General features: G+C 65.3%; 23 protein-coding genes. 20 read left to right on the forward strand and 3 right to left on the reverse strand.

Features of this window, described 5'->3' with window-relative positions; all coding sequences use genetic code 11:
• The first annotated feature begins 1 nt into the window (after position 1).
• The 11 genes from RAN53_RS09615 to RAN53_RS09665 all read left to right on the forward strand — a co-directional run bounded on the left by RAN53_RS09615 (position 2) and on the right by RAN53_RS09665 (position 16,689).
• Complete coding sequence (locus tag RAN53_RS09615; RefSeq protein WP_305796600.1) at positions 2–295, forward strand: DUF5658 family protein; 294 nt, start codon at positions 2–4, stop codon at positions 293–295.
• Positions 296–1,921 (forward strand): hypothetical protein, encoded by a 1,626-nt coding sequence (locus RAN53_RS09620; protein WP_305796601.1) that lies wholly within the window; start codon positions 296–298, stop codon positions 1,919–1,921.
• A 33-nt stretch (positions 1,922–1,954) separates the two neighbouring features.
• A complete protein-coding gene (locus RAN53_RS09625) occupies positions 1,955–4,897 on the forward strand; it encodes a hypothetical protein (protein ID WP_305796602.1) in 2,943 nt (980 codons plus the stop codon).
• Positions 4,898–4,903: 6 nt separating this feature from the next.
• A complete protein-coding gene (locus RAN53_RS09630) occupies positions 4,904–5,083 on the forward strand; it encodes a hypothetical protein (RefSeq protein ID WP_305796603.1) in 180 nt (59 codons plus the stop codon).
• Complete coding sequence (locus RAN53_RS09635; RefSeq protein WP_305796604.1) at positions 5,073–5,264, forward strand: hypothetical protein; 192 nt, start codon at positions 5,073–5,075, stop codon at positions 5,262–5,264. The genes RAN53_RS09630 and RAN53_RS09635 overlap by 11 nt, the downstream gene beginning before the upstream one ends.
• A 70-nt stretch (positions 5,265–5,334) precedes the next feature.
• Complete coding sequence (locus tag RAN53_RS09640) at positions 5,335–5,847, forward strand: hypothetical protein (RefSeq protein ID WP_305796605.1); 513 nt, start codon at positions 5,335–5,337, stop codon at positions 5,845–5,847.
• Positions 5,844–6,506, forward strand: coding sequence for a hypothetical protein (locus tag RAN53_RS09645; RefSeq protein ID WP_305796606.1), 663 nt, complete (start codon positions 5,844–5,846; stop codon positions 6,504–6,506). Before RAN53_RS09640 ends, RAN53_RS09645 begins: the two co-directional genes overlap by 4 nt.
• Positions 6,507–6,539: 33 nt before the next feature.
• On the forward strand, positions 6,540–7,001 hold the full coding sequence (locus RAN53_RS09650; protein ID WP_305796607.1) for a hypothetical protein: 462 nt from the start codon (positions 6,540–6,542) through the stop codon (positions 6,999–7,001).
• Entirely contained in the window at positions 6,998–7,237 is a 240-nt protein-coding gene (locus RAN53_RS09655; RefSeq protein ID WP_305796608.1) for a hypothetical protein, read from the forward strand. Before RAN53_RS09650 ends, RAN53_RS09655 begins: the two co-directional genes overlap by 4 nt.
• A gap of 9 nt (positions 7,238–7,246) precedes the next feature.
• Positions 7,247–8,584 carry a hypothetical protein gene (locus RAN53_RS09660; protein ID WP_305796609.1) on the forward strand — a complete coding sequence of 446 codons (1,338 nt, stop codon included), beginning with the start codon at positions 7,247–7,249 and terminating at the stop codon, positions 8,582–8,584.
• Positions 8,585–8,703: 119 nt separating this feature from the next.
• On the forward strand, positions 8,704–16,689 hold the full coding sequence (locus RAN53_RS09665; RefSeq protein WP_305796610.1) for an LPD38 domain-containing protein: 7,986 nt from the start codon (positions 8,704–8,706) through the stop codon (positions 16,687–16,689).
• Here RAN53_RS09665 and RAN53_RS09670 read toward each other — a convergent pair.
• Genes RAN53_RS09670 through RAN53_RS09680 form a run of 3 tightly spaced genes read right to left on the reverse strand, consistent with a single transcriptional unit; the run spans position 16,686 to position 17,566 of the window.
• Entirely contained in the window at positions 16,686–16,916 is a 231-nt protein-coding gene (locus tag RAN53_RS09670) for a hypothetical protein (RefSeq protein WP_305796611.1), read from the reverse strand. The genes RAN53_RS09665 and RAN53_RS09670 overlap by 4 nt on opposite strands.
• 46 nt (positions 16,917–16,962) lie before the next feature.
• The gene (locus tag RAN53_RS09675) at positions 16,963–17,343 is read right to left on the reverse strand and encodes a hypothetical protein (RefSeq protein ID WP_305796612.1); all 381 of its coding nucleotides are present in this window, start codon (positions 17,341–17,343) and stop codon (positions 16,963–16,965) included.
• Complete coding sequence (locus tag RAN53_RS09680; RefSeq protein ID WP_305796613.1) at positions 17,336–17,566, reverse strand: Arc family DNA-binding protein; 231 nt, start codon at positions 17,564–17,566, stop codon at positions 17,336–17,338. Before RAN53_RS09680 ends, RAN53_RS09675 begins: the two co-directional genes overlap by 8 nt.
• Positions 17,567–17,683: 117 nt before the next feature.
• On the opposite strand from RAN53_RS09680, the gene RAN53_RS09685 reads away from it, so the two are divergent.
• From RAN53_RS09685 to pdxJ, 9 genes are all read left to right on the forward strand, one after another.
• Positions 17,684–17,848 (forward strand): Arc family DNA-binding protein, encoded by a 165-nt coding sequence (locus RAN53_RS09685; RefSeq protein ID WP_305796614.1) that lies wholly within the window; start codon positions 17,684–17,686, stop codon positions 17,846–17,848.
• Positions 17,826–18,659 (forward strand): antA/AntB antirepressor family protein, encoded by an 834-nt coding sequence (locus tag RAN53_RS09690; RefSeq protein ID WP_305796615.1) that lies wholly within the window; start codon positions 17,826–17,828, stop codon positions 18,657–18,659. The genes RAN53_RS09685 and RAN53_RS09690 overlap by 23 nt, the downstream gene beginning before the upstream one ends.
• Positions 18,656–19,117 (forward strand): hypothetical protein, encoded by a 462-nt coding sequence (locus RAN53_RS09695; RefSeq protein WP_305796616.1) that lies wholly within the window; start codon positions 18,656–18,658, stop codon positions 19,115–19,117. The genes RAN53_RS09690 and RAN53_RS09695 overlap by 4 nt, the downstream gene beginning before the upstream one ends.
• Positions 19,118–19,316: 199 nt before the next feature.
• A complete protein-coding gene (lepA, locus tag RAN53_RS09700; protein WP_305796617.1) occupies positions 19,317–21,134 on the forward strand; it encodes a translation elongation factor 4 in 1,818 nt (605 codons plus the stop codon).
• Between the two features lie 28 nt (positions 21,135–21,162).
• Positions 21,163–21,966 carry a signal peptidase I gene (gene lepB, locus RAN53_RS09705; RefSeq protein WP_305796618.1) on the forward strand — a complete coding sequence of 268 codons (804 nt, stop codon included), beginning with the start codon at positions 21,163–21,165 and terminating at the stop codon, positions 21,964–21,966.
• 52 nt (positions 21,967–22,018) lie between these two features.
• The gene (gene rnc / locus RAN53_RS09710; RefSeq protein WP_305796619.1) at positions 22,019–22,708 is read left to right on the forward strand and encodes a ribonuclease III; all 690 of its coding nucleotides are present in this window, start codon (positions 22,019–22,021) and stop codon (positions 22,706–22,708) included.
• Entirely contained in the window at positions 22,705–23,604 is a 900-nt protein-coding gene (gene era, locus RAN53_RS09715) for a GTPase Era (protein ID WP_305796620.1), read from the forward strand. Before rnc ends, era begins: the two co-directional genes overlap by 4 nt.
• Positions 23,605–24,327 carry a DNA repair protein RecO gene (gene recO, locus RAN53_RS09720; RefSeq protein ID WP_305796621.1) on the forward strand — a complete coding sequence of 241 codons (723 nt, stop codon included), beginning with the start codon at positions 23,605–23,607 and terminating at the stop codon, positions 24,325–24,327.
• Between the two features lie 102 nt (positions 24,328–24,429).
• The gene (gene pdxJ, locus RAN53_RS09725) at positions 24,430–25,239 is read left to right on the forward strand and encodes a pyridoxine 5'-phosphate synthase (protein ID WP_305796622.1); all 810 of its coding nucleotides are present in this window, start codon (positions 24,430–24,432) and stop codon (positions 25,237–25,239) included.
• Positions 25,240–25,241: the final 2 nt, after the last annotated feature.

Consider the following 25,241-nt stretch of genomic DNA (forward strand, 5'->3'; position numbering starts at 1 on the left):
CATGACGCCCACTCTCATCGCAGCGGTCACCATGGCGCTCGCCGCCCTGGCCGACACCGTGACCACCGTCGGCGCGCTGCGTCGTGGCGCGCGTGAGGCCAACCCAGTGCTGCGCTGGCTGATGGATAAGCTCGGCCCCGGCTGGGTGCCGGTCAAGCTGGCCCCGGTGGCGTGGGCCGGCTGGGCCGCCTGGCAGTATCCGCACGACGTGCGCCTGGCGCTGGTGTTGGCGGCGCTGTCTGCCGTCTACGCCGGCGTGGCCGTGCATAACCACCGACTGCATCGCGAGGACTAGATGAAGCTCCAGCACAGCGCCTTCCGTGGCGAGCTGCCGATCCTCGATGCTCGCCTGCTGCCCGAGAACAATGCCCAAGTGGCGCGTAATCTCTACCTGCGCCGCGGCACCCTGAAGCCGGAGAGGGCGCCCGGCGCCGTGACCGGGCTTCCAGCGGTGGCCGATCCCGCCACCCTGTACCGCTATCCCAACGGCAATGCCGGCGCCGGGTTCTGGTTCGTATGGGGCATGGGAAAGCAGGTGGATGTGGTCAAGTCGCCGCTGGCAAACGACGAGTGGCACCGGGTCTACTGGACCGGCGATGGCGTACCCAAGGTGGCCGGCATCGACGTGGCCACCAGCGGCACGCCGCCATACCCAAGCACCGCCTATACCCTGGGGATGCCGGCGCCGACCAGCGCCCCTCAAGTGGCGGCGCCGAGCAACCGTGTGCCCCTCAGTGATCACCCCGATACCGCCGTGGAGACCGCCTACGTAGTCACCGTGGTGAGCGCCTATGGCGAGGAGGGCCCGCCCAGCAACCCCAGTGCGGCTATCGTGCGCTGGGACATGGTCGATGAGGCGCCCGCCGGGGGTAACGTGGAGATCACCCTGCCAGCCGCGCCCAGCGGCGCCTACAACGTCACCGCCAAGCGCCTGTATCGCGTAGAGAGTGGCGGCGTCTACCAGTTCGTCGCCGAGGTCTCGCCGGGGACCAGCAGCTACACCGATAGCGTGCCCAGCGAGAGCCTGGGGCGCGCGCTTCCGTCCACCGAGTGGGACGGCCCGGATGCACGGATGATCGGCCTGACGGCACTGCCCAACGGAATCCTGGCGGGCTTCTTCGAGAACACCCTGTGCTTCTCCGAGGCTTACCTGCCGCATGCCTGGCCGGTCGGCTATCAACTGGCCTTCCCCGACGACATCGTGGCGATTGCTTCCACCGCCGCCGGCCTGGTGGTGGTGACCGAAGGCCAGCCACACCTGGTGTCGGGCTCCAGCCCCGAGGCCATGGCGCAGATCGAGCTGGACGTGAATCAGTCATGCGTGTCGCGGCGCTCGCTGGTGGACATGGGGGAGTTCGCACTCTATGCCTCGCCCGACGGCCTGGTGGCCGCGGCCGGCCGGGACGCCCGGGTCGCTACCCGGGAGGTGATGAGTCGCGAGCAGTGGCAGGCATTGAAGCCCGAGACCATCCACGCCTACCGCTACGACGGACGCTATCTGGCGTTCTACGAGAGTGGCTGCTTCACCTTCACGCCCGGCGAGGGCATCGAGTTCTTCGACATCACGGCCAGCGGCGGCTACTACGACATCGCCGACGACACCCTCTACCTGATCCAGGACGCCGGCATCACCGCCTGGGGGAAGGGCGACCCTCTGACCTTCACCTGGCGCTCGCGCCTGCATGAGATCCCGCCCGGGGCGGCCGGCTTCACCTGCGCCAAGGTGATCGCCCGCGACTACCCAGTCGCCCTGCGCCTGTTCGCCGATGGCGAGGCGGTGCTCGACCTGAGCGTGAAGGATGCGCAGATGTTCCGCCTCCCCGCCGGGTATACTCTCAACCGGGACTGGGAGATCGAGCTGGCCGGCACTCATGAGGTCAACTCGGTGCAGATCGCCACCAGCCCTACCGAGCTCGTCTAACCCCATCCCTATCTGGCTCACCGTGAGGTGCCCATGACCAAGCGTCGCCGCACGCTGCCGCCGGTATCGCCCAAGGTGCCGGCCGAGCTGCGCCCCCTAATCAGCGCCATGACCGAGATCCTCGAGACCGGGGAAGGCGTGCGCGGTGATCCGCTGGACCGCAAGATCACCCTGCGCGACCTGGTGGACAGCGGCATCGGCAAGATGAAGGGCGGCGTGCGCCCCGGAAGCGGTGGCGGCCTGATCCCTGGCGTCGAGCCGCCGGCCCCCGACCTCCGTACGCCGCCTCCTCCCCAGGGCTTTTCCGCTGACGGCAGCTTCTTTGGCCGCATCAACCTGAGCTGGCAGATCCCCTCCGAGCTCTACCGCAACCACGCCTACACCAACATCTACCGCAGCGAGGAGGACAACTTCGCCAATGCGGTGGTTGTGGGGCGTGAGGTGGGCGCCTTCTTCAGCGACTACGTGCGCAACGATGCGCTCGATCCCCAGGACCCGCTGCAGCTCAAGGGCTACTACTACTGGATCACCTTCACTTCCAGCTCCGATGTGGAGGGGCCGCCCAACGCCACGGCGGGGCTCTGGGCTCAGCCGTTGCCGGACCTCAACTATGTGATGGACCTGCTTTCCGAGCAGATCGATGACAGCCACCTGGCCGACAGCCTCCGCCAGGAAATCGAGCTGATCACTGCGCCGGAGTCGATCACCGGTTCGGTCGCCTCGCGCATCGCCGAGGAGCGCGACGATCGCATCGCCGCCCTGCAGGACGCCTACGACGCCATCGATGCCGAGGCGTCCGCACGCACCGCCGACATCAATACCGAGCAACAGGCGCGCGTCGATGCTGATAGTGTGCTCTCTACCCAGATCACCGAGCTGTCGGTCAAGATCGACTCGCTGCCGGTCTTCTCCAGCGGATTCGAGTCGGGTAACGACTTCACCCAGTGGGCAGCTGACGCCACGGCTACGATCACCGCCGACGCCGAGGCCTACACCGGCCTGCAGTCGGCGCTGATCACCTCCACCGCTACCGCACCAAGCAGCGCCACCCCGGAAGGCGCCACCGCCACCATCCCCGAAGGCACCGCCACCGCCTTCGCCGGACGCAGGGTGCGCATTTCCGGCTATGCCAAGCAGCCCGCCACCGGTGCGGCCACCGAGTTTGCCCTTGCTTACGCTACCGGCGATGGCGATTCCGGCTGGCAGGCGTTCGCCGCTGCCGCCGACTGGACCGCCTTCGAGTTCCTCTACGATGTGCCGGCGGAAAGCACCACGGTGACCGACGCCCTGGCGATCTGGGGCGATACTAGCGGCAACGGCAACGGCATACTGATCGACGCCATCTCGGTACAGAGCGCCACCAGCGAGGTGCCGGAGTTCACTGCTGCGCTGGAGGCCGAGCAGCAAGCCCGTGCCGACGGTGACGCAGCCCTGGCCAGCGACATACAGACGCTGACCGCCATCGCCGACGACAACGCCGCCGACATCGCCAGCGAAGCCCAGGTGCGCGCCTCCGCCGACGAGACCCTGGCCAGCGACATCCAGGCCACCTATGCCCAGTTCGACGACCTGCGTGGCGAGATCGTCGAGGAGGCCCGGGTTCGCGCCACCGAGGATGAGCTGCTGGCCGGCATGCAGCGGGTCATCTCCGCCGCCGGCGAGACCCAGGCCGCCTCTCTCTACACGCTCAGCGAGATCCGCATCAGCGAGCAGGAGGTGGTGGTACAGCGAGTAGAGGGGCTCGAGGCTTCGATGGGCGACGCCACAGCCGCCATCCAGCAGGAAGAGACCGCCCGGGTCACCGCCGACGACGCCCTGGCCCAGCAGATCAACACCGTGCAGAGCACGCTGGGCGACGACGTGGCCTCCGTGCAGCAGAGCCTGACCACCAACGTCGAGCGCATCGACGGCGAGCTGGTGGCGCTGGGCGCCGAGTACACGGTCCAGGTGCAGGCCAATGGTCTGGTGGGCGGCTTCGGGCTCTACAACGACGGCACCACCATCGATGCCGGCTTCGATGTGGATCGCTTCTGGATCGGCAGCAGCCAGGACGACAAGCGCAAGCCGTTCATCATCGACGGCGGCGTGACCTATATCGACGAGGCGATGATCCGCGACGCCTCGATCCAGGAGGGCAAGCTAGGCCCGATCACCATCGGCAAGCTGCAGCTCGACGACGGCACGCCGGTGACTACCGTGGGAGGACTGATTCGGGCCGATGCCATCGACGTGGGGAACCTGTCTGTAGCCGAGGCGGCCACCTTCACTGGGAATGTGTTTTCAAGCAACTACGTCTCTGGGTCTAAGGGGTGGGCGATATTCCAGAATGGATTTATGGAGATCAACGAGGCCTCGATCCGTGGCAATGTGGACTTGGCGTCCATTACGGTGAACGGGCAACAGCCTTCCGATGGCTCTCATCTCACGGCCAGTGCAATCAACTCTTCTACCTCCCAGATACCTGTCAACTGGAGTTACGCCAGGGACAAGAGCGTTACATTTAACGAGGTTCCTGGCGGGGCTAAAATCGAGGTCAGTGTGCCGGACGTGGTGCGCGCCTCTGTTTATGGCACTGACATGTGGTACACGACCCAGTCGTGTGGCTTTTGGGGGCCAGACGGCATGTACGTCTGCGACCAAAGCACGCATGTGGTGAAGCTTGACTATCGGATCATAGCTCGCGTTCGCGTATGGATAGACGGCGCGATCAAGTACGACCGCAACATTGACTACGACACCGTATGGACGCCGACCAGCTCCAACCCCTCCATGTCGCGCTCAACAGGTTGGGCAGGGAATACAACGGTCAGGTACACATATCCCAGCAGTCGATCCAGTACGGCCGTCAGGGTTCGCGCAGATGTGATGCTTCAGGCTGTTCGCCAGCCCAGCCCGAGCGCTACCTGGTATCGCGCTGGCGGCACCATCGAGATCCGAAGTAGTTTGGCATCTGTTCAGTTATCCAGGCTCGGGTGATAAACCATGAAAAGCTACACACGCTACCCACTACAGATGAAAGACGGCGAAGAGGCTGTCCTTGTTTCTAAGAACGGGGTCGGGGATCTTTTTATTTCCGGCACCTCTACCGATGATGCTGACCTCGTTCAGCTGCTCGAGGCTGCATTAACGGCTATGAAAGGAGTACAGGCTGATGGCGAATAGCGACAGGGCCCAACAGGCTTTGGATAAGGCGTGCGCTGCGACCGATCTCGAAGACGCTATTGTGGTGGGCAAAGATGCCAACGGCAAGGTGGCCTTCTACACCGCGGACGTGGACAAGGAGCGGATGATCGCGCTACTCGAGCGAGCTCGCAACAAGCTGGTCAGGCTGCTCGACGACTGATCCTCTGGTCCGGATGAGCCGGAGCGCCGCCCCTGCTACAATCAACCCATCGGCTCACCGTGAGGTGCCCATGCCACGCCAAGATGAACACGCCTTCCTGCAACAGGCGCTGCGCCAAGACGCCGGCGCCGTTGCCTTCTGCGAGACCCTGTTTCGCATCTCCCAGACCCTCGATGACCTGATCGACGGCGACAAGCCGGTGACGGGCGACGTTGTCGTGTCTGCCTTCTGGCAGGCGCTGATCGAGCTGCCCGGCAACCCCTTCTACCGCCAGCACGAGCCCTACTTGCGCCCCCTGATGGCCGGGGCCCTGCAAGACTGGCGCGACAGCGTCGCCCTGGAGCGCTCCGGGTCGCAGCATGAGAGGACCCTGGCCTTCGTGCTGCGCGACCAGCTGACCAGCGTCGTGGTGCAGTGCGCCTACCTGATCGGCGGCGAGGCGTGGATGCGTCAGGCCGGCCCGGCGATCCGCCGGCACTTCCATGAAGACAGCCTGGAGGACTACCTGGCCGAGCTCGACCCCACCCAAGACCCGGACTATCAGGCCGATGTCGATGAATCTCTCAACGGAGGTGATCAATGAGCGGTGGCGGCGGTGGTGACAACAAGGTCAAGGACACGCCCGAGCAGCGCCAGTTGGCGGCGGTAGCGGCGGAGAAGTGGAACTTCGCCCAGGAGAAGCTCGCCCCGCTGGAGGACGCCTATATGGAATCGGTCGCCGAGATGACCGACGCCGGGCGCATGAGCTATATCCGCGGGCGCACCATGCAGGGGCAGCAGCAGGCCGGCAGCGAGCTTAACCGCCAGGCCGGGCAGCAACTCCAGCAGGGTGGCATCGACCCCTCCAGCGGGCGCTACCAGGGCGCCATGCAGGGCCTGGCGCTGGGCAATGCCCAGGCCGGCGGCGAGACGCTGGGGCGCGCCCAGTTCGAGCAGGACAGCCAGCAGATCCAGGGCATGCAGAACATCGTGGCCATGGGGCAGGGGGAAGCCACGCAGGCTCAGGCCGGGCTGGCAGGCCTTGCCGATCAGGCGGCCGCCGATGCCCGACAATCCTCCGTCAACCAGTTCAACCGGCGTAGCGCCAACCTCCAGCTCCTCGGCCAGGTGGCCGGTGCTGGCACGGCCTACGGGCTGGACGGCATGGGTGGCGGCAATGCGGCCGGCGGCGCTCCGACAGGCGGCTTTGGTGTGGGCGGATACGCGCCCGGCCAGGGGCTCGACCTCTACGGCAACATGTAAGGAGCCTCTATGTTCGGATCAGGGTTCAGTTCGGTGCTTGCCAACATGCACCTTCCTTCCAGTCAGGTTGGCCAGACGCGCGTCGATCCCAATCAGGCGTTCCGTGGCGATCAGGGGGCCAGCGAGCTCCTCGGTCAGCTCAACCGCGCGCAGTGGCAAGACTGGCGCAACCGCTTCGCGCCCTACATCGATCAGCTGGCAGGGGCGGCGCAAGACGCCGGCGCCCCGCGAGCCGCCGGCCGCCAGGCCAGCCAAGCCATGGGCCTGGCCTTCGACGCCAACCAACAGGCCCGCGAGCAGGATCGCCAGGCATTCGGGCTCCAGCAGACCGGCGCCCAGGCCGAGGTCGATGACCGCCGCAGCGCACTCCAGCGCCGCGCCTCGATGGTTAGCGCCGGCAATCAGGCGCGCATCTCCGCCCAGGACCGCCAGCAATCCATCCTCGCCGGCGGCATGGGCCTCTCCAATATTCCTGACAGGGTGCTGAACCAATGAGCTACGGACTGATCGGGCTTCGCCAACAGATGGAAGGCGAGGCGATGCAAGGGCTTTCCGACCTGGCCGGACAGCAGCGCCAGGCCAAGATGCAGGAAGAGCAGATGGAGCAGGCCGAGAAGCAGCAGACCATGAGCGCCGTTGGCACCGGTGCCGGCATCGGCATGATGGCTGGAGGCCCCGTGGGCGCCGCGATTGGTGCCGGTATCGGCCTTCTGGCCGGCGAGCTTTTCTAGGAGATCACCATGGCAGGACTCGACACACGCGGCCTGGCCTCCGGCTTCGCCCAGGGCTTCGGCCTGATGAACCAGTACCAGCAGCAGGAGCGCCAGAACGAGCGCGCCGACCGCCAGATGGGCATGCAGGAGGAGCGCTTCGAGTGGCAGAAGGAGCAGGCCGAGACCCGGCAGCAGGAAGTGAAGCGCGCCCGGGATCTCGAGGAGCTCCAGTTCACTCTCGGCAAGATTGGCTCCGGCATGGAGGTGGACGAGAGCGAGATCGAGCTGCTGCGACAGTACCCGAAGTACTGGGCGGCGCTGGACCCTGATACCGACGCTTCAATCGAGCAGGCCCAGCAGGTGATCGACCCGCAGAGCCCGGTGGACGCCAACGACCCCGAGAGCCTGGCGGCGCTCAACCAGATGTTCGGCGCCGAGATCAACAAGGGCGAGGGTGGGCAGAAGCGCGTCGTCGGTATGGTGCCGGGGCCTGACGGCGAGAGCGTGATGCTCGAGCTCGAGGTGGTCGGCGAGGACGGCAGCACCTACACCGCGCCGATGACCGAGGGGCGCAGTAATCGCGAGGATGACGACCTGGTGATGCAGGTTCCGGTGGAGCGCCTCGTCGAGCAGACCCAGGGCATGCGCATGTTGCGCAACGTCTTCCAGCGGCCCGAGGCCCAGCAGCGGGCCAATCAGGTGCTGAATATCTTGCGTGGCGATAGCGGCGAGAGCTGGGAACTCGAGGAGCACCCGCGTCTCGGCGCCATTCAGCGCAACACCAAGACCGGCGAGATCAAGCCGGTGCGGCCCGGGGCGGGAAGCCCATACGAGCAGCGCGGCAGCTCAGGCGGAAGCTACAAACCACCCAGCAACATTCAAGAGGCCGAGGCGCTGGTGCAGCGTGGCGTCTACGACAACTTCGGCGATGCTTACGAGGCGGTGCGGGCCCGGGCGGGGCAGGGGCAGCAGGGCGACCTGAAGTACATCGACTTCCTTCAAGACCAGCTGAAAGCTATCGACTCTCAGCTTGAGGTGGCAAACACCGCGCTATCCACCGTTCCCGAGGAAGAAGCCACCAAGCTTCGCGAGCGTCGGGAGCAGCTGGCGGAGGAGTTGGAGGCCGCTTCTCGTCAGGCATTCAGCCGCCCGGACGGCGGTAGCCAACCGCAAGCGGGCGGGCAGCGCTACCCCCGGGAAGGCGACATGGTCGGTAACCCGGATCCCAGCGCCGGCGCCAATGATCCGGTGCGTGCGCAAGGTCGAGAGGGCCCGGTGCAAGTCGGAAGCGCCAAGGACTACGAAAGCCTGCCTTCTGGCTCTCAGTATATCGATCCCGACGGAAACTTGCGGAGGAAGCCCTGATGTCCACCCCATGGGCCAATGACCCGATTATTGAGGAATCGAAATCCAGCGCCTCCTCGGCCCCATGGGCCAATGACCCGATTATTGATGGTCGGACCGAAGCGCCGCGCGGCCTGGATATGCAGCAGCGGCAGCCCGAGCAGGAGCCCGCCGTCCAGCAGCCGCAGCGCCGCCCCGAGCTGATGGCAGAGCCTTGGCAGTCGGGCTCTGTCGGCCAGACGCCGCGCGGCCTCGACATGCAGGCCGAGGAGGACGGCGCCGAGCCGGCACAGCCTCAGCAGCCTGACCGCATCCGCGCCAGTGACTTTGGTCTCGAGACGCTGGAGGGTGGCGTCAGCGGTGTCGGCTCGGCTGCAGGTGGTACCGGCGACTTCCTTACCTTTGGCGGCAACCTGGTGGAATCCGGGCTGCGCAAGCTGGGCCTTGGCGACCTGATCGACGCCGGCGACCGCGCCATGGGCAACATGGCACCCAGCGACGCCTTCCAGGCTTTCGAGAAGTGGATGCAGCGAGGCGCCGAGGAGATCGACGCCAGCCAGACCGAGGCCTTCCGCGAGACCATGAAGGCCAGCACGCCAGATGGCGACCTGTTTGACTGGAGCACCTGGTCCTTTGGCGACGACCCCAGCGTGACCGGCTACGCCGCGCAGCTGGCCGGCCTGGTCGGGCAGTTTGCCCCGCAGGCCGCCACCATGCTGGCCGGCAGCCCCCAGCGCGTGGCCACCGCCATGACGCTGATGGGTGGCGCCCAGGCGGGCGGCTCCCAGGCCAACGAGGCCGAGGAGCGCATCATGGGTATGCAGGAGGGCGAGCTCGCCGAGTCATCCGGGCTCTACCGCGATCTCCGCGAGGGTGGCCTCGACCATGCTGAAGCCCAGCGACAGACTGCCAAGGTGGCGGGCGCCGCCGCCTTCCAGGGTGGCGCGCCGACCGGTGCGGCCGGTGGCGCGCTGACCAGCTACGTGCTGGGCCCGCTTCAAGCCAAGATCGGCGGCAGCCTGGCCGGGCGCCTGGTGGACAGTGTCGGCCTTCAGGGTGGCGGCGAAGCCCTGCAGGAGGTCAGCGAGACCATGCTAGCCCGGGCCAACACCAACCGCGCCATTGAGGGCAATCAGGACATCGGCGAGGGCACCTTCGGCGATGCGGTGCTGGGCGGCATGTTCGGCGCCGGCCTGGGTACCGCCGGTGCGGCAGGTGGCGCAGCGAGGGGTGACGGCGAGGTGCGCACCCCGAACGACGCCGTTCGCGAGCGCACCCCGGAGGATCGCGCCGCCCTCAACGAGCAGTTCGAGCAGCAGCAGCGCGAAGCCGCCGCCCGCCAGACTGTCGAGGAGGCGCCGCAGCCTGAACAGCCGATGGGCCTGCAGGGTGTCAGCGACGCCGACTTCGAGAACGCCTGGCGCGAGTTCGAGCGCGACAACGAGCTGGAGCCGCTCGACGACATCAACGCGCCCACCGGGCTCGAGATCCCCATCACCGGCGAGACCCGGGCCAAGGTAGAGGAGGCCGCCGCCGAGACCGACACCGAGCCGACTCCCGGCCAGGCCGAGGCGGGTAACTACCGCAAGGGCAAGGTGCGCCTCAACGGCTTCGAGATTGCGATCGAGAACCCCAAGGGCTCGACGCGCCGCGGCACAGCCCCGGATGGCACCGAGTGGGAGAACCGGATGGCCCACCACTACGGTGACATCAAGGGCACCACCGCCGCCGACGGCGATAACCTCGATGTCTTCGTGGGCGACAATCCCGAGGCGCCGCGCGCCTTCATCATCGATCAGGTGAACGAGGACGGCAGCTTCGACGAGCATAAGATCCTGCTTGGGTTCAACTCCCTGGAGGAGGCCCGCCAGGGCTACCTCGCCAGTTATGACGAGGGCTGGCAGGGGCTGGGCGAGATCTCCGAGGTAAGCGTCGATGACCTCAAGGGCTGGGTGCGCGACGGCGCCCACGACATGCCGTTCAGCGATATGGCGGCGCCCGAGCCTGCCCAGCCGGAGCCCCGCGGCCTGGACATGGGCGACACGCCAGCCGCGCCTCCGGTATCGCCAGACACCACCCGCCCGGAGGCGGCAGAGGAGCGCGAGGAGCCGGCCGACGATCTTCTGGGCGACCCGATCCCCAGTAGTTCGCTGGAGGCAGACGCAGAGCCTGGGGCCTTGACCCCGGTGCGCGTTCCGGTGGGGCGCATCCGCGTGGACCCCGAGGCCTACCAGTTCCGCACCGAGGTCAACGAGCGTGGCGTCGATGACCGGATGGATGGGATTCGGCGCTGGGATGATCTGCGCGCCGGCGAACTGGTACTCCATGAGCGCGCCGATGGTGAGCTGTACGTGGCCGATGGACATCATCGCCTGGACCTGGCTCGTCGCCTGGAGCAGCCCGGCGTCAACGCCTTCGTGCTGCGCGAAGCTGACGGCTACAGCGTCGAGGATGCCCGTCGCCTGGCCGCCGAGCGTAACATCGCCAGCGGCTCCTCCACGGCCATCGATGCCGCCAAGGTATTCCGAAACACCGAGGGTGACCCGGCTCAAGTGATCGAGGATCGCGACCTTCCGCGTCGAAGCCAAGTCGTGCGCGACGGGGCGGACATTGCGCGCCTGCAGGGCGAGGCCTTCGGCGCCGTGCTCAACGGCGTGGTGGCCGAGAAGGACGGGGCCGCCATCGGACGGTCCTCCGATGACGCCGATCAACAACTGGCCGCCATTGATGTCTTCCGGCAGGTGAGCCCCCAGAACGATAATCAGCGCGCCCTGCTGATCAACGAGATCCGCCAGGCCGGATTCTCTGATGGGCAGAGCAATCAGATGGGCATGTTCGGCGATGACCCCATGCAATCGCTGATCGGTGAGCGGGTACGGGTCATGGATCGCCTGCATCAAGTTCTGTCGCGCGACCGGCGCTTGTTCGCTACCCTTAATAGCAACGCCAAGACCGCGGAAGCTGCCGGAAATCGAATCGCCACCGAGCGCAACGAGCAGCTTTCCGACACCGCGGCGCAGGCTATCCAGCTACTCAGCCGCGCCACCACCACGCCCGAGATCAACCAGCAGATCAACGACGCCGCACGGCGAGTGAGCGAAGGCGAGCCTGTCGCCTCTGTCGTGCGCGAACTCAAGGAGGCGTTACTCAGTGGCCCTGTCACAGAAACAGCTCAACAACCTGCTGCACCAGACCCTGGCCGGGGATCGTCTGAAGGCCGAGGGCAAGTCGAACGAGGAAATCGCCGAGCACCTGCGGCAGACGCAGCACGAGCAGAGGATGCAAGCGAACAACGCTTGGCTGGAGCAGAAGCAGAAGCCCAAGGCATAACCCTCAAGGCCAACGGCACGCCCTTCCAGACAGAACGCGCCGTTCAGCTCTCCAAGCGTTTCCGCGACACCCCGGGCGCCGTGGCCGTCGAGGTCGAGGGTGGCTGGGGCTTCACGGCGCAGGGAGATGGAGCGGTTACCCCCGCCCCTGCAGAAAGCCCGCAGAATGATGCAGAAAGCCTCACCCTCGAGACCCAGACCGAGGAAAGCCTGGCCGCCCGGGAGCGTGAGCAGCAGCAAGCGGAGCAGGCCGAGGCCGACCGCCGCCGCCAGGAGGAAGAGCGCGCCCAGGCTGACCGCGATGCCGATGACTTCACGCTCGCCGGCAGCGATCTTCCTGCTGATCAGGCTGCGGCCCGGGGCCAGGATACCCTGTTCGCCTTTGCCGGCCAGCGCGCACGCACCGCCGACCCCATGGCACTGGAGTCTGCGCAGCGACGCCTGGCGCGTGGCGACGATCCCGATACGGTTCGCCGAGAGGTCGGGTGGTTCCTTGGTGCCGATGAAAAGTGGCGCTTCGAGATCGACGATAGCGATGCTCGCTTCCTTCCCTTCGTGGACAAGAGCGCTGGCGAACTGTGGACCAAGCCGCTAGAGGAAGTGATCGACCATCCGCGCCTGTTCGCAGCCTACCCTGAGCTGCGCGAGATGGACGTGGTTTCTGCCCGCGGAATGGGCAATCAGCGCGGCCGTTTCGTGGCTCGCCGCCGAGAAATCATGCTAAACGCCGAACGCGATCCGATGGAGCAGTTCAGCACCTTGCTTCACGAAATCCAGCACGGCATCCAGAACATCGAAGGTTTCGCCTCTGGCGGCGACCCCTCTTCTTACCGTCTGCCTCCTCGCCGAGAGCAGTGGCTGCGCGACAAGGTGCAGGAACTGACTCGCGAGTCCGGCGACTTCGCTCGTGAAGTGCTAGATCGCTACAAGGCTGGCGATCTCACCTCTGATGAAGCTCAGCAGCGCATTCAGGAGCGCGCCGACGAGATTGGGCTCAACGAGCTTCGCCAGAAGCTTCGCGAGGGCGATGCCCGAGGCGCCTACCGCTACTACCAGCGCCTCTACGGCGAGACCGAGGCCCGCAACGTTCAGGCCCGCCAGGGAATGGGCGAAGAAGAGCGGGTCAGTACGCCTCCCTCGGAGACTCAGGACGTGCCCGACAGCGATGTCGTGGTGGTGTTCAATGGAGAGGAGGTGGCTGGAGCGCCGCCACCGGCCAATGCCGACCCAGAAGTGCAGCCGGAGAGGGAGGTGCCGCCACCGCGCGTGGAAGATGTCGCCGAGGCGCTGAAAGGGTTGGACGAGCTCGGCGATGCCACGGCGATCCAGTCGCCGCGCGAGCTCCCGCCGCAGGCATTGCTTGGCATGGCGATTCGTGGCGTTGATCCGGCCGACGTTCGAGGCATGTATATCGGTGGCGACCTCTATGTGATCGCCGACAACGTCGATAGCGTGGAAGAGGCGGTGCGTACCGCCGTTCACGAGGCGGTTGGGCACAAAGGCATCCGTGGCGTGCTGGGCGAGGAGCTCGAGCCGGTGATGCGTCAGCTCTACCGCCGACTGCCGCATAGCCGAATCGGCCGCGAGGCGCGCGACGAGGTGCTGCGTGATTACCCCTTCCTCGATCGCGACAACCCCGACGACCAGATCACCATCGCCGAGGAGATGGTGGCGCATCTGATCGAGAAGGGGCATCGACCGGCCGCCTGGCAGCGCGCCGTGGCCAAGATCAAGGAGCTGCTGCGCAAGCTCTTCCCGTCGATCCCCTGGACCACCACCGACGTACTCGAGCTGGGTGAAAAGTCGCGCGACTACCTTCGCCGCCGTCAAGCCGAGGCCGACGAGGGGCAGGCCGACGATATGACCTTCGCAATGCGTAGGCGCATGGACACCAGTCGCGTCTCCGACGAGTTCAGCGACCTCGACGCCGACCAGGCCGAGGCGCTGGACATGATCGGCCCGCTAGGCGTGACTGGCTCGGCTCTGACGAAAGCACGCGACGTGATGGACCGCGCCGCGGTGAAGCTGCGCGCCGGGCTGTTCGACAAATACGCCGCCCTGAAAGAGCTGGACGAAAAGGCGCTGGGGCGCGACTTCATCGAGAGCAGCACCGCCTCCTCGAGCTGGATCTTGGCGCGCATGGCGCCGGCAGCCCAGGGGGCGCTCCACACCCTGATCCACAACGGCCGCATCCGGCTGGATCCGGAGCAGAAGGTGCTGGAGCTCCAGGAGGGCGACTCACCAGGGCTCGCCGGCGTGCTGGCCCAGCTGGGCGATGCCGCCGAGGTGACGCGTTTCATGGGCTGGATCGCCGGGAACCGGGCGGAGAAGCTGGCCGAGCAGGGGCGCGAAAACTACTTCGAGCCTCGCCACATTGCTGGCCTCATGGAGCTGAACAGCGGCCGCACCAAGGAAGGCAAGGCGCGTCGCACGCTGTACGCCGAGGTCTTCGAGGAATTCCAACAGTACCGTGACGACGTGTTGGCCATTGCCGACCAGGCGGGGCTGCTCAAGAAAGCCATGAGCGAGCCGGAAGCTGATCTGGTCATTGCGCGGAAGTACGGCGCGCCAGAGGCCATCATCAACAAGCTTCGCCATGAGGGCGATTCGTTGGCGAAGGCCGAGGAGGGCGACCTGCTGGACCGCGCCCAGGCGCGCTATGCCATGGCGCATCGTGAGCTGGCCGACTGGCTGGCGGAGTCGGTCGAAACGGCGCAAGGTGACGCCCTGGAGCCGGCCTCTCAGCGCCTGGATGCCATCATGCAGGAGCTGGAGAGCCTGCAGCGCGATCAGCGCGAAATGTGGGCGGAAGAGTTCTATGTGCCGTTCTACCGGGTGCTGGACGAGAACACCAACGACGTTCAGGGGCCGGCCTCCACCGCGGGCCTGACCCGACAGCGCGCCTACCAGCGTCTCAAGGGTGCCGACATGCGCATCGGCGACCTGCTGGAAAACACGCTGATGAATTACCACCACCTTCTCTCGGCCAGCATGAAGAACCTCGCCGCCGTGCAGGCCATCGAGAATGCCGAGCAGGTGGAGATCGCCCGCGAGGTGCCGGAAAGCGACCGCGACCCGAAGACCTCTACCTTCGTCCTTCGGGAGGGCCAGCAAGTCTTCTACGAGATCTCCGATGACCTGGTCTACAAGGCACTGGTCAACATGACCGATGCCGGCATGTCGGCGCTGATGAACAGCTCGTCTCTCAAGACCATGCGCTGGTTCAAGCGCCTGCTCACCAACATGGTGACGGTGACCCTGGAGTTCGTGGGCGCCAACACCATCCGCGACTCGCTTCAGTCTGCGGCGGTGACGCCGGCCGGCATGAACCCCATCTGGAATGCGGTGCGCGGTGCCGGCTACTACGCCAACAAGAAGAACCGCGCGCAAATGATCGCCAGCGGCGGCTCCTTCAACTTCGGCCACCTGTATGGCAACCGGAGCGACGAACTCAAGGCTCAACTCAAGCGCAACCTGCGCGATTCGAGCGTGATCTCCGACCCGGCCTCGGCGCTGAAAGCGGCCAAGTGGAGCTGGCGGCGCTGGAACGACGCCACCGAGTTTGCCGAGAACATCAACCGCGCCAAGGTCTATCAGGCCAACCTGGATCGCGGCAAGCTGTATGCCGCCTTCCAGTCGCGCGACCTGATGGACTTCGCCAGCCACGGAAGCTGGTTCATGACCCGCTTCCTGATCGACACGGTGCCGTTTCTCAACGCCAGGCTGCAAGGCTTGGATAAGCTCTACCGGGATGGCTTCAAGCCCACCCTGCTGACCGCCTTCGGTCAGGGCGGCGCATCGGACAGAGTGCGGGCCAAGCGCTTCTCGATCGTGACCGGGGCGCTGATGGTCGCCTCCATCGGACTGTACCTGCACAACCAGGACGACGAGGACTACCAGGCGCTCGAAGAGTGGCAGAAGGACACCTACTGGTTCTTCAAGAACGGCGATGACGCCTATTTCGTGCCCAAGCCCTTCGAGGTAGGCGCCATCGCCACCATGGCCGAGCGCATGACGCAGCAGTTCGCTGACCCGAACGCCGGCGGTGATCTGTTCAAGGAGCGGCTGTGGCACATGCTGACCCAGACCTTCGCCTTCAGCCCGGTGCCACAGATGGCGGCGCCGGTGCTCGACGTGTACGCCAACCGCGACCCGTTCCGCGACCGGCCAATCGAGTCATACTGGGATCAGGTACTGTCGCCCAGCCTGCGTTTTCGCTCCAGCACTACGATGCAGATGCGCTATTTGTCCAAGGGGCTGGAGAACACCCTCGGTGACGAGAGCTTTCTGTCGCTATCCCCGAAGCAGCTCGACTACCTATTCAACGGTTACCTGGGCAGCGTGGGCAGTTATGCGGCCGGGATGATCGACACTATGCTGCGCCGCGCCAAAGGCATCGAATCGCCGAGCAGCCGCTGGACGGAGTCGAAGCCGATTCGCCGCTTTTACCGCGACCTGGCCACGCCGGCCTATTACACCCGCTATCAGACGCTGTTCTATGAGGGGCTGAGGGAAGCCGACCGCGTGTATGCCGACGTGAAGAAGCTAGAGAAGATGGATGCCATCGAAGAAGCGCGCGAAAAAGTGAAGAACAAAGGCGACCTGCTGCGCCTGCGCAAACACTTGAACGATGCGCGGAGTGATCTTTCCGATATAAGCAAGCGCATGGATCAGATAAAGACCAGTGCTGACATGGATGCCGACTACAAGCGCCGGGAGCTTGAGAGGCTGCGCACGGTGCGCAACCGAATCACCGAGGTGCTGGGCAAAGAAGTGGAGAAGCTCAACGCCAACTAATGGCGGAAGGAATACAGGCCCAGAAGGATAAGTGCGCCAAACAGCAGGCCAGGCACGTTGATCAGCAGTGCCGCAACCATGAAAAAGCCAGGGATGGCCACGAAGCTTACCAGCAGCCACATGCCGATGCCGCCGGGGAGCTGGGTCATGACCAGGCCGCCGGTCACGAGCAGGCAGGTGGCGGCCAGAATGATGTTGGTGACGGTTTCGCCGAGCAATTGTTCCATGAGGTGAGATTAGCCAACCTTTCAAGGGAATGCGAGGGCCTGGCGCTCAGGTGTTGAAGAAGTACAGGTACGCCAAAAACGCCGTTACGAGGAATGTGATGGAACTCAATATGTAATATGCAAATGTAAGCCTGATAGACATGGCTAGCTCACTTGATGTATGGCCGATTTCTGATGCTCCCTTTGCGGCCTTTCTCATGGGCATAAGTCCAAGAGCTAGCAATGCAGCTTCTATTGCGAAGAACCAAAGAATAAACCCTGGCGCTACGAATTCGAAAACAAGCCATCCAGTTAAAATAGAATACCCGACAAGAATGGGCGATGACTTAAAAAAATATTTATGATAGGTAGTTACAGAAAAAATCTTCATCAATATTGGGTGGACGAATATTATCGCCATCACTAATAAAATAAATTCCTTAATCATCTTTTTCCCTCTCCTTCGCCCTCTCCCGCAACAGATCCAACAACACATCCAGGTCGCTGTCCTGCATCGGCCTGGCGACTGGTTTATCGAAGCTCTCCCGCAGGCGCGCGACGATCTCTGCGTTCAGGCTGCGGTGGTTTTCCTTTGCGGCTGCCTCCAGCTGCTGCCGAAGCTCAACGGGCATTCGAAGCGGGTAGGGCTTGGTCTGGTGCCGGTCGCTCATTCGATCCTCCTGAAGTGAGCGAAGAATGGCTGTGGGCTCTTATGGAGTCAAAGAATCCATTTGACATCCACAAAGGTGGATGCCAAATTGATACCACACCAGAGCAAAGGAGGTGTCATGCGAACCCATCGAACCCAGATCCGCATCCCCGGTGACCTCGCCGAGTGGATCAAGCAGAAGGCCTGCCAGGAGCACAGGTCAATGAATGCACAGCTGGTGCACTACCTGGAGACCCAGCGCAAGGAGGAGGAGCAGCGCGATGAAACAGCCACCCAGAAATGAAGAAGCCCCCGGTGCGGGAACACCAGGGGCCTCGAAAGCAGAGCAAACCAACGATCAGAGGAAAGCTCACATGGACGAGTCTAGCACCAACACCGCCATGATCGCCATCGGCACCGCCTCCATCGGCGGCCAGGCCATCGAGACCGTCAACGCCCGCGAGCTGCATGCCTTCCTGGAAATCGGAAAGCGCTTCACTACTTGGCTGCAAGATCGCATCGAGCAGTATGGGTTTGTCGAGGGCCGGGACTTTCTCCCGATTCTGGGCAAAACCCCGAACGGAGGGCGTCCCAGCAAGGAGTACCACCTCTCGCTCGACATGGCCAAGGAGCTGTCCATGGTCGAGCGGAACGAGAAGGGCAAGCAGGCGCGCCAGTATTTCATCGAGTGTGAGCGCCGAGCGAAGGAGATAACGCCCCAGCTCCCGCAGACCATGGCCGAGGCGCTGCGCCTTGCAGCCGATCAAGCCGAGCGCCTCGAGCAGCAGGAGAGGGCGCTTCAGGAGGCGGCACCCAAGGTGGACTTCGCCAACCAGGTCGAGGTCGCGCCCGATGCCATCACGGTAGGGCAGGCGGCCAAGACCATCGGCACCGGTCGCACACGGCTATTCTCCTTCCTCCGCCATCATGGCTGGGTCAATCGCCGGAACGAGCCCTACCAGGCCAAGATCGAGGCTGGATTGATGGACGTGAAGGTAGGGCACTGGGAGCACCCAGAGAAGGGGCTGCAGGAGAACATTACGGCCTTGGTAACGGGAAAAGGGCTGGTCAGGCTGCAGAAACTGTGGAGCCAGCAGCGGAGGGATGCGGCATGAGCACTCTCACCTCAGTTGCCAACCAGATCGAGGCCGGCGCACGGCTTCTCCAGTGCGTTCGCTGGATGCAAGAGCGAGATCATCATCCCATCACCGACATGGCTGTTCGCGGGCTGGCCCTCTACGTCGAGGCTATTCGCGCCGCCGACTCTCGGCGCGCGGGCTCGCCCTGGGTGGTGAGCCAAGACCTTCACCACGATATTGCTGTGGCCTTGCCTGGCGAGAACATTGAAGAGGTCACGGCGGACTGGCTGCTCGACAGCTACGTCGCCTGTCACCTCTCGTCGCTGGTATCTGCTGTCCGAGTCGTCTCGACCGTCTATCTTGAGGACGACGACAGCCGTGCCAACCAGGTTCTTGGCGACGCGCTGTTCGAGTGCCTGCACTGGATCGAGTCCGCGCGTCAGCAGCTCATCGACCTGATCGATCCAGAGGAGGCGCTACCGGCTGCCGCCTGATCATTTGGCAGACGACGAAGGCCGCCCTTCCCGGGCGGCCTTTTCGTGTCGCCAGGGCAGCGCAGCGGCCAGGGGCATGCGAGGGCCTGACGACATCGCCGGCCCGTCACGCTACAATGCGCGCATTCTCCACGCGCGCCCGTTAGGGGCAACTCTCCAGAGTGGTACATGGGCGCGTACATGAAGCGGATTTCAGCGAATGTCGAATACCGAAAAACCTAGTCAGCTCAGCCACATACGGAACTTCTCGATCATCGCCCACATCGACCATGGCAAGTCCACGCTGGCCGACCGGTTGATCCAGACCTGCGGCGGCCTGACCGAACGCGAGCTCAAGGAGCAGGTGCTGGACTCCATGGACCTTGAGCGTGAGCGGGGCATCACCATCAAGGCCCAGTCGGTGACGCTCGACTATCACTCGCCGGACGGCAATACCTACCAGCTCAACTTCATCGATACTCCGGGGCACGTCGACTTCTCCTACGAGGTGTCGCGTTCGCTGTATGCCTGCGAAGGCGCCCTGCTGGTGGTGGACGCCGGCCAGGGCGTCGAGGCGCAGTCGGTGGCCAACTGCTACACCGCCATCGAGCAGGGCCTCGAGGTGCTCCCGGTGCTCAACAAGATGGACCTGCCCCAGGCCGACCCCGACAAGGTCGCCCACGAGATCGAGGAGATCATCGGCCTGGACGCCACCGACGCCTGCCAGGTCTCGGCCAAGAGCGGGCTGGGCATCGATGCGCTGCTCGAGCGGCTGGTGCGCGACATCCCGCCCCCCAAGGGGGATCCCGAGGGCCAGCTGCAGGCGCTGATCATCGACTCCTGGTTCGACAACTACCTGGGCGTGGTCTCGCTGGTGCGGCTCTTCGACGGCACCCTGAAGAAGGGCGAGAAGATCCGCATCAAGTCCACCGGTCGCGACTGGCAGGTCAATGAGGTAGGCATCTTCACCCCGCAGCGCAACGAAACCGGTGTCCTGCGTGCCGGCGAGGTGGGCTTCATCGTGGCCGGCATCAAGGAGATCCAGGGGGCGCCGGTGGGGGATACCATCACCCACACCAAGACCCCCGATGTGGAACGCCTGCCCGGCTTCCAGAAGGTCAAGCCCCAGGTCTATGCCGGCATGTTCCCGGTCAGTGCCGACGACTACGAGGACTTCCGCGACGCCCTGGAGAAGCTGGCGCTCAACGACGCCTCGCTGGCCTACGAACCCGAGAACTCCGATGCCCTGGGCTTCGGCTTCCGGGTCGGCTTCCTCGGTACCCTGCACATGGAGATCGTCCAGGAGCGTCTCGAGCGCGAGTATGACCTGGACCTGCTGACCACCGCGCCCACCGTGGTCTATGAGCTGGCGCTCAAGAACGGCGAGGTGATCTACGTTGCCAATCCCTCCAAGCTGCCCGACATGGCCGACGTCGAGGAGATGCGCGAGCCCATCGTGCGCGCCAGCATCCTGGTGCCCCAGGAGTTCGTCGGCAACGTCATCACCGAATGCGAGCAGCGCCGCGGCACCCAGAAGGATATGCAGTTCCTGGGCAGCCAGATCCAGCTCACCTACGAGCTGCCGATGAGCGAGGTGGTGATGGACTTCTTCGATCGCCTGAAGTCGATCTCCAAGGGCTACGCCTCGCTGGAGTACAACTTCGAGCGCTTCGAGGCCGCCAAGCTGGTGCGTCTGGACGTGCTGATCAACGGCGACAAGGTCGATGCCCTGGCGGTGATCATCCATCGCGACCATGCCCACTCCCGCGGCCGCCTGCTGGTGGAGAAGATGAAGGAGCTGATCCCGCGCCAGATGTTCGACGTGGCGATCCAGGCGGCCATCGGCGGCCAGGTGGTGGCGCGCTCCACCGTCAAGGCGCTACGCAAGAACGTCACCGCCAAGTGCTACGGCGGCGATGTCTCCCGCAAGAAGAAGCTGCTCGAGAAGCAGAAGGCGGGCAAGAAGCGCATGAAGCAGGTGGGCCGGGTGGAGATTCCCCAGGACGCCTTCCTCGCCGTGCTCCGGGTCAACGACTGATTCCACCAGCCAGGGACAAACAACTGCCATGGACTTCTCACTGCTGCTGGTGATCGCCGTCGCCGTCACCGGCGTGATCACCCTGCTCAACCTTATCTGGTGGCGTCCGGCACGCCGCCAGTCGCTGCAGGCCGCCGAGGCCGGTACCACCGAAGGCTTGACGCCCCATGCCCGGGAGCAGGTGATGAAGGAGCCCTGGCCGGTGGACTACGCCCGCTCCTTCTTCCCCGTGCTGTTGGTGGTGCTGGTGCTGAGAAGCTTCGTGGTGGAGCCGTTCCAGATCCCCTCCGGTTCCATGCGCCCGACCCTGGAGATCGGCGACTTCATCCTGGTCAACAAGTTTGCCTACGGGCTGCGCCTGCCGGTGGTGCATACCGAGATCGTCGATCTGGGCGAGCCCGAGCGCGGTGACGTCATGGTGTTCCGCTTCCCCAGCGAACCCTCGGTCAACTTCATCAAGCGCGTGGTGGGCCTGCCCGGGGACCGCATCCGCTACGAGGGCAAGCAGCTCTACATCAATGGCGAGGCGGTGCCCAAGGCACTGCTGGCGGAGGGGCCGGCGGCCGCCCCCGGTGAGCTGATGCTCGCCGAGCTGCTGGGCGAGGCGGAGCACCGCATCTACAATAATCCTCGGGATCCGGGGCCCCAGATGCGCGAACTGGTGGTGCCGGACGGCCACTACTTCACCATGGGCGACAACCGCGACCACTCCAACGACAGCCGCTACTGGGGCTTCGTGCCGGAGGACAACGTGGTGGGTCGCGCCTTCGCCGTATGGATGCATTGGGATGGCGGCCTGCCCAGCTTCACCAGCATGCGGCGCATCCACTGACCGTGCTTCGCGCCATCCGCACCAGACGACAGAATCAGACAACAGGATTTTCGTGAGCCAAACCCTCAACGCCTTCAGCCGACGTCTCGGCCACGACTTCGGCGACGACTCGCTGCTCGAGCTTGCCATGACCCACCGCAGCTTCGGTGGCCAGAACAACGAGCGCCTCGAGTTTCTGGGTGACTCCATCGTCAACTTCGTCATCGCCGAGGCCCTGTTCCGGCGCTTCCCCGAGGCCCGGGAGGGGCAGCTGTCACGCCTGCGCGCGCGGCTGGTCAAGGGCCAGACCCTGGCCGAGCTGGCCCGCGAGATGAGCTTCGGCGAGCACCTGCGGCTCGGCTCCGGCGAGATGAAGAGCGGTGGGCACCGCCGCGAATCGATCCTCGCCGACGCCGTCGAGGCGATCATCGGCGCCATCTACCTGGATGCCGGCATGGAGGCGGTACGCGCCCGGATCCTCTCCTGGTACGCGGTACGACTCGAGGAAATCAGCCTGCAGGATACCCAGAAGGACCCCAAGACGCGCCTCCAGGAGTTCCTGCAGTCGCGCCAGGTGCCGCTGCCACGCTACGAGGTGGTCAACGTGGAGGGCGAGGCACATGCCCAGACCTTCACCGTGGAGTGCCACGTGGAGTTGCTGGACGATCACACCACCGGTATCGGTGCCAGCCGCCGTCATGCCGAGCAGCAGGCCGCCGAGATGGCCCTCAAGCAACTCGAGCCGAAAGGAGTCAGGTCATGACCCAGACCTGTGGTTTCGTGGCCATCGTCGGCCGTCCCAACGTCGGCAAGTCCACGCTGATGAATCGTATCCTCGGGCAGAAGGTCTCGATCACCTCGCGCCGGCCCCAGACCACTCGCCACCAGGTGATGGGCATCAAGACCGAGGGGGAGGCCCAGTTCATCTACGTCGATACCCCCGGCATCCATATCATGGCCAAGGATCGCAACAAGGCGATCAACCGCTTCATGAACCAGGCGGCCACCCAGGCCCTGCGCGACGTCGACTGCGTGGTGTTCATCATCGACCGCACCCGCTGGAGCGAGGAGGACCAGATCGTCCTGCAGCGTCTCGAGCACGTCCAGGCGCCGGTGATCCTGGCCGTCAACAAGGTCGACCGCCTGCAGGACAAGGCCAGCCTGCTGCCCTGGCTGGAGGAGGTCGGCGCGCGTCGCGACTTCGCCGCCATCGTGCCGATCTCCGCCAAGCACGGCACCAACGTGCCGGAGCTGGAGGCCGAGGTGGCCAAGCACCTGCCGGAGAGCGTGCACTACTTCCCCGAGGACCAGATCACCGACAAGAGCCAGCGCTTCCTGGCCGCCGAGATGGTGCGCGAGAAGGTGATGCGCCAGCTCGGCGACGAGCTGCCCTACCAGATGACCGTGGAGATCGAGGAGTACCGCGACGAGGGCAGGGTGGTGCATATCAGTGCCCTGATCCTGGTGGAGCGCCAGGGCCAGAAGAAGATCCTGATCGGTGAGAACGGCGAGCGCATCAAGAGCATCGGCCGCGAGGCGAGGCTCGACATGGAGCGTGCCCTGGACGCCAAGGTGATGCTCAACCTGTGGGTCAAGGTCAAGCGCGGCTGGTCCGACGACGAGCGGGCGCTGAAGAGCCTGGGTTACGATCTCGACTGAATGACCCCCGAACCCGCCTTCCTGCTGCATAAGCGTCCCTATCGCGAGACCAGCGCCCTGGTGGAGCTGCTGACGCTTCACCACGGCCGGGTGCGGGCGGTCGCCCAGGGGGTGCAGCGTCCTGGGTCGCGCTCCCGCGGCCGGCTGCAGCCCTTCGCTCCGCTGCACGTGACCTGGGTGGGCGAGGGCGAGCTCAAGCGGCTGCGGCTGATGGAGAGCCGCGGAGGGGTGGCGCTGCTGGCCGGGGAGGGGCTGCTGTGCGGCCTCTATGCCAACGAGTTGCTGACACGCGTGCTGCCGGTGGAACTTCCGGTGGCCGAGGTGTTCGCCTTCTATACCTCGCTGCTCGAGGCGCTGCCGCGTCCCGACGCCCGCGCCGGTGGGCTGCGCCGCCTCGAAGCGGCGCTGCTCGACGCGCTGGACGCCGCGCCGCGCTTCATCGACGCCGAGGGTGGCGAACTTGACCCCCAGGCACGCTATGTCTTCGACGCCGCGACTCGCGCCTTTCGCCCCGGCCGGCCGGGGCTGGACGGGCGAACCCTGCGCCTGCTCGCCGCCGGCGACTGGGATGCCCCCGGCCTGGCCGGCCCCGCCAAGGCGCTGACCCGGGCGGCGCTGGCACCGCTGCTGGGCGCCCGACCGCTGCGCTCCCGGGAGCTGATGCGCCAGCTTGCCGAGCGACGGCGGGCCGGCCTTTTGGGGACAGACCCCGGCGGCGGGTAATATTGCCGCTGTAGTGCTCCAAGATGGGCAGGGTGGTCCGGCCGGGGTCTGTCCCCAAAAGGGCCCTGCCTCCCGACTTCCCGCATACTCAAGGATCGTGCCATGCATCCCCCCAGAATCCTGCTCGGCGTCAATATCGATCATATCGCCACCCTGCGTCAGGCCCGCGGCACGCGCTACCCGGACCCGGTCCAGGCGGCGCTGCTGGCCGAGGAGGCCGGTGCCGATGGCATCACCGTCCACCTGCGCGAGGATCGCCGGCATATCCAGGAGCGCGATGTGCGCCTGCTGGCCGAGGTGCTCAACACCCGCATGAACCTCGAGATGGCGGTGACCGAGGAGATGATCGCCCTGGCCGAGGAGGTGCGCCCGGCACACGTCTGCCTGGTGCCCGAGAAGCGCGAGGAGCTCACCACCGAGGGCGGTCTCGACGTGGTGGGTGGCTTCGAGGCGATCCGCGGGGCCTGCCGCCGCCTGGCGGCGGCAGGCTGCGAGGTATCGCTGTTCATCGACCCGGAGCCCGCGCAGATCGAGGCCGCCGCCAAGGCCGGCGCGCCGGTCATCGAGCTGCATACCGGGGGCTATGCCGAGGCCGCGGGTGACGAGGCGTCCCGTGAGCATGCGCGGCTCTCGGCGGCCGCCGAGATGGCAATGGAGCTCGGCCTGACCGTCAACGCGGGCCACGGTCTTCACTACCACAACGTGGAGGCGGTGGCCGCCATCCCGGGCATCCATGAGCTCAACATCGGCCACGCCATCATCGCCCGCGCGCTGTTCGTGGGCCTCAAGGAGGCGGTGGCCGAGATGAAGCGCCTGGCGATCGCCGGTCAGGAGGCCGGCTTCGTCGCCGCCCTCGAGGAGCATGACCACGACCACGAGCATGGTCATGCGCATGACGATCGCGTGCACTGAAT

The organism is Halomonas sp. SSL-5, from assembly GCF_030708455.1.
In the GTDB taxonomy this organism is placed as follows: Bacteria; Pseudomonadota; Gammaproteobacteria; order Pseudomonadales; family Halomonadaceae; genus Halomonas.

Bases quoted from the DNA above. Each gene is read 5' to 3' on its own strand.
- RAN53_RS09670 (WP_305796611.1), bottom strand. From the start codon at position 16,916: ATGGAACAATTGCTCGGCGAAACCGTCACCAACATCATTCTGGCCGCC.
- RAN53_RS09620 (WP_305796601.1), top strand. From the start codon at position 296: ATGAAGCTCCAGCACAGCGCCTTCCGTGGCGAGCTGCCGATCCTCGAT.
- RAN53_RS09655 (WP_305796608.1), top strand. From the start codon at position 6,998: ATGAGCTACGGACTGATCGGGCTTCGCCAACAGATGGAAGGCGAGGCG.
- pdxJ (WP_305796622.1), top strand. From the start codon at position 24,430: ATGCATCCCCCCAGAATCCTGCTCGGCGTCAATATCGATCATATCGCC.
- era (WP_305796620.1), top strand. From the start codon at position 22,705: ATGACCCAGACCTGTGGTTTCGTGGCCATCGTCGGCCGTCCCAACGTC.
- RAN53_RS09630 (WP_305796603.1), top strand. From the start codon at position 4,904: ATGAAAAGCTACACACGCTACCCACTACAGATGAAAGACGGCGAAGAG.
- RAN53_RS09695 (WP_305796616.1), top strand. From the start codon at position 18,656: ATGAGCACTCTCACCTCAGTTGCCAACCAGATCGAGGCCGGCGCACGG.
- RAN53_RS09635 (WP_305796604.1), top strand. From the start codon at position 5,073: ATGGCGAATAGCGACAGGGCCCAACAGGCTTTGGATAAGGCGTGCGCT.
- RAN53_RS09665 (WP_305796610.1), top strand. From the start codon at position 8,704: ATGCAGCAGCGGCAGCCCGAGCAGGAGCCCGCCGTCCAGCAGCCGCAG.
- RAN53_RS09675 (WP_305796612.1), bottom strand. From the start codon at position 17,343: ATGATTAAGGAATTTATTTTATTAGTGATGGCGATAATATTCGTCCAC.
- lepB (WP_305796618.1), top strand. From the start codon at position 21,163: ATGGACTTCTCACTGCTGCTGGTGATCGCCGTCGCCGTCACCGGCGTG.
- recO (WP_305796621.1), top strand. From the start codon at position 23,605: ATGACCCCCGAACCCGCCTTCCTGCTGCATAAGCGTCCCTATCGCGAG.
- RAN53_RS09645 (WP_305796606.1), top strand. From the start codon at position 5,844: ATGAGCGGTGGCGGCGGTGGTGACAACAAGGTCAAGGACACGCCCGAG.
- RAN53_RS09660 (WP_305796609.1), top strand. From the start codon at position 7,247: ATGGCAGGACTCGACACACGCGGCCTGGCCTCCGGCTTCGCCCAGGGC.
- RAN53_RS09625 (WP_305796602.1), top strand. From the start codon at position 1,955: ATGACCAAGCGTCGCCGCACGCTGCCGCCGGTATCGCCCAAGGTGCCG.
- RAN53_RS09680 (WP_305796613.1), bottom strand. From the start codon at position 17,566: ATGAGCGACCGGCACCAGACCAAGCCCTACCCGCTTCGAATGCCCGTT.
- RAN53_RS09615 (WP_305796600.1), top strand. From the start codon at position 2: ATGACGCCCACTCTCATCGCAGCGGTCACCATGGCGCTCGCCGCCCTG.
- RAN53_RS09640 (WP_305796605.1), top strand. From the start codon at position 5,335: ATGCCACGCCAAGATGAACACGCCTTCCTGCAACAGGCGCTGCGCCAA.
- RAN53_RS09690 (WP_305796615.1), top strand. From the start codon at position 17,826: ATGAAACAGCCACCCAGAAATGAAGAAGCCCCCGGTGCGGGAACACCA.
- RAN53_RS09685 (WP_305796614.1), top strand. From the start codon at position 17,684: ATGCGAACCCATCGAACCCAGATCCGCATCCCCGGTGACCTCGCCGAG.
- lepA (WP_305796617.1), top strand. From the start codon at position 19,317: ATGTCGAATACCGAAAAACCTAGTCAGCTCAGCCACATACGGAACTTC.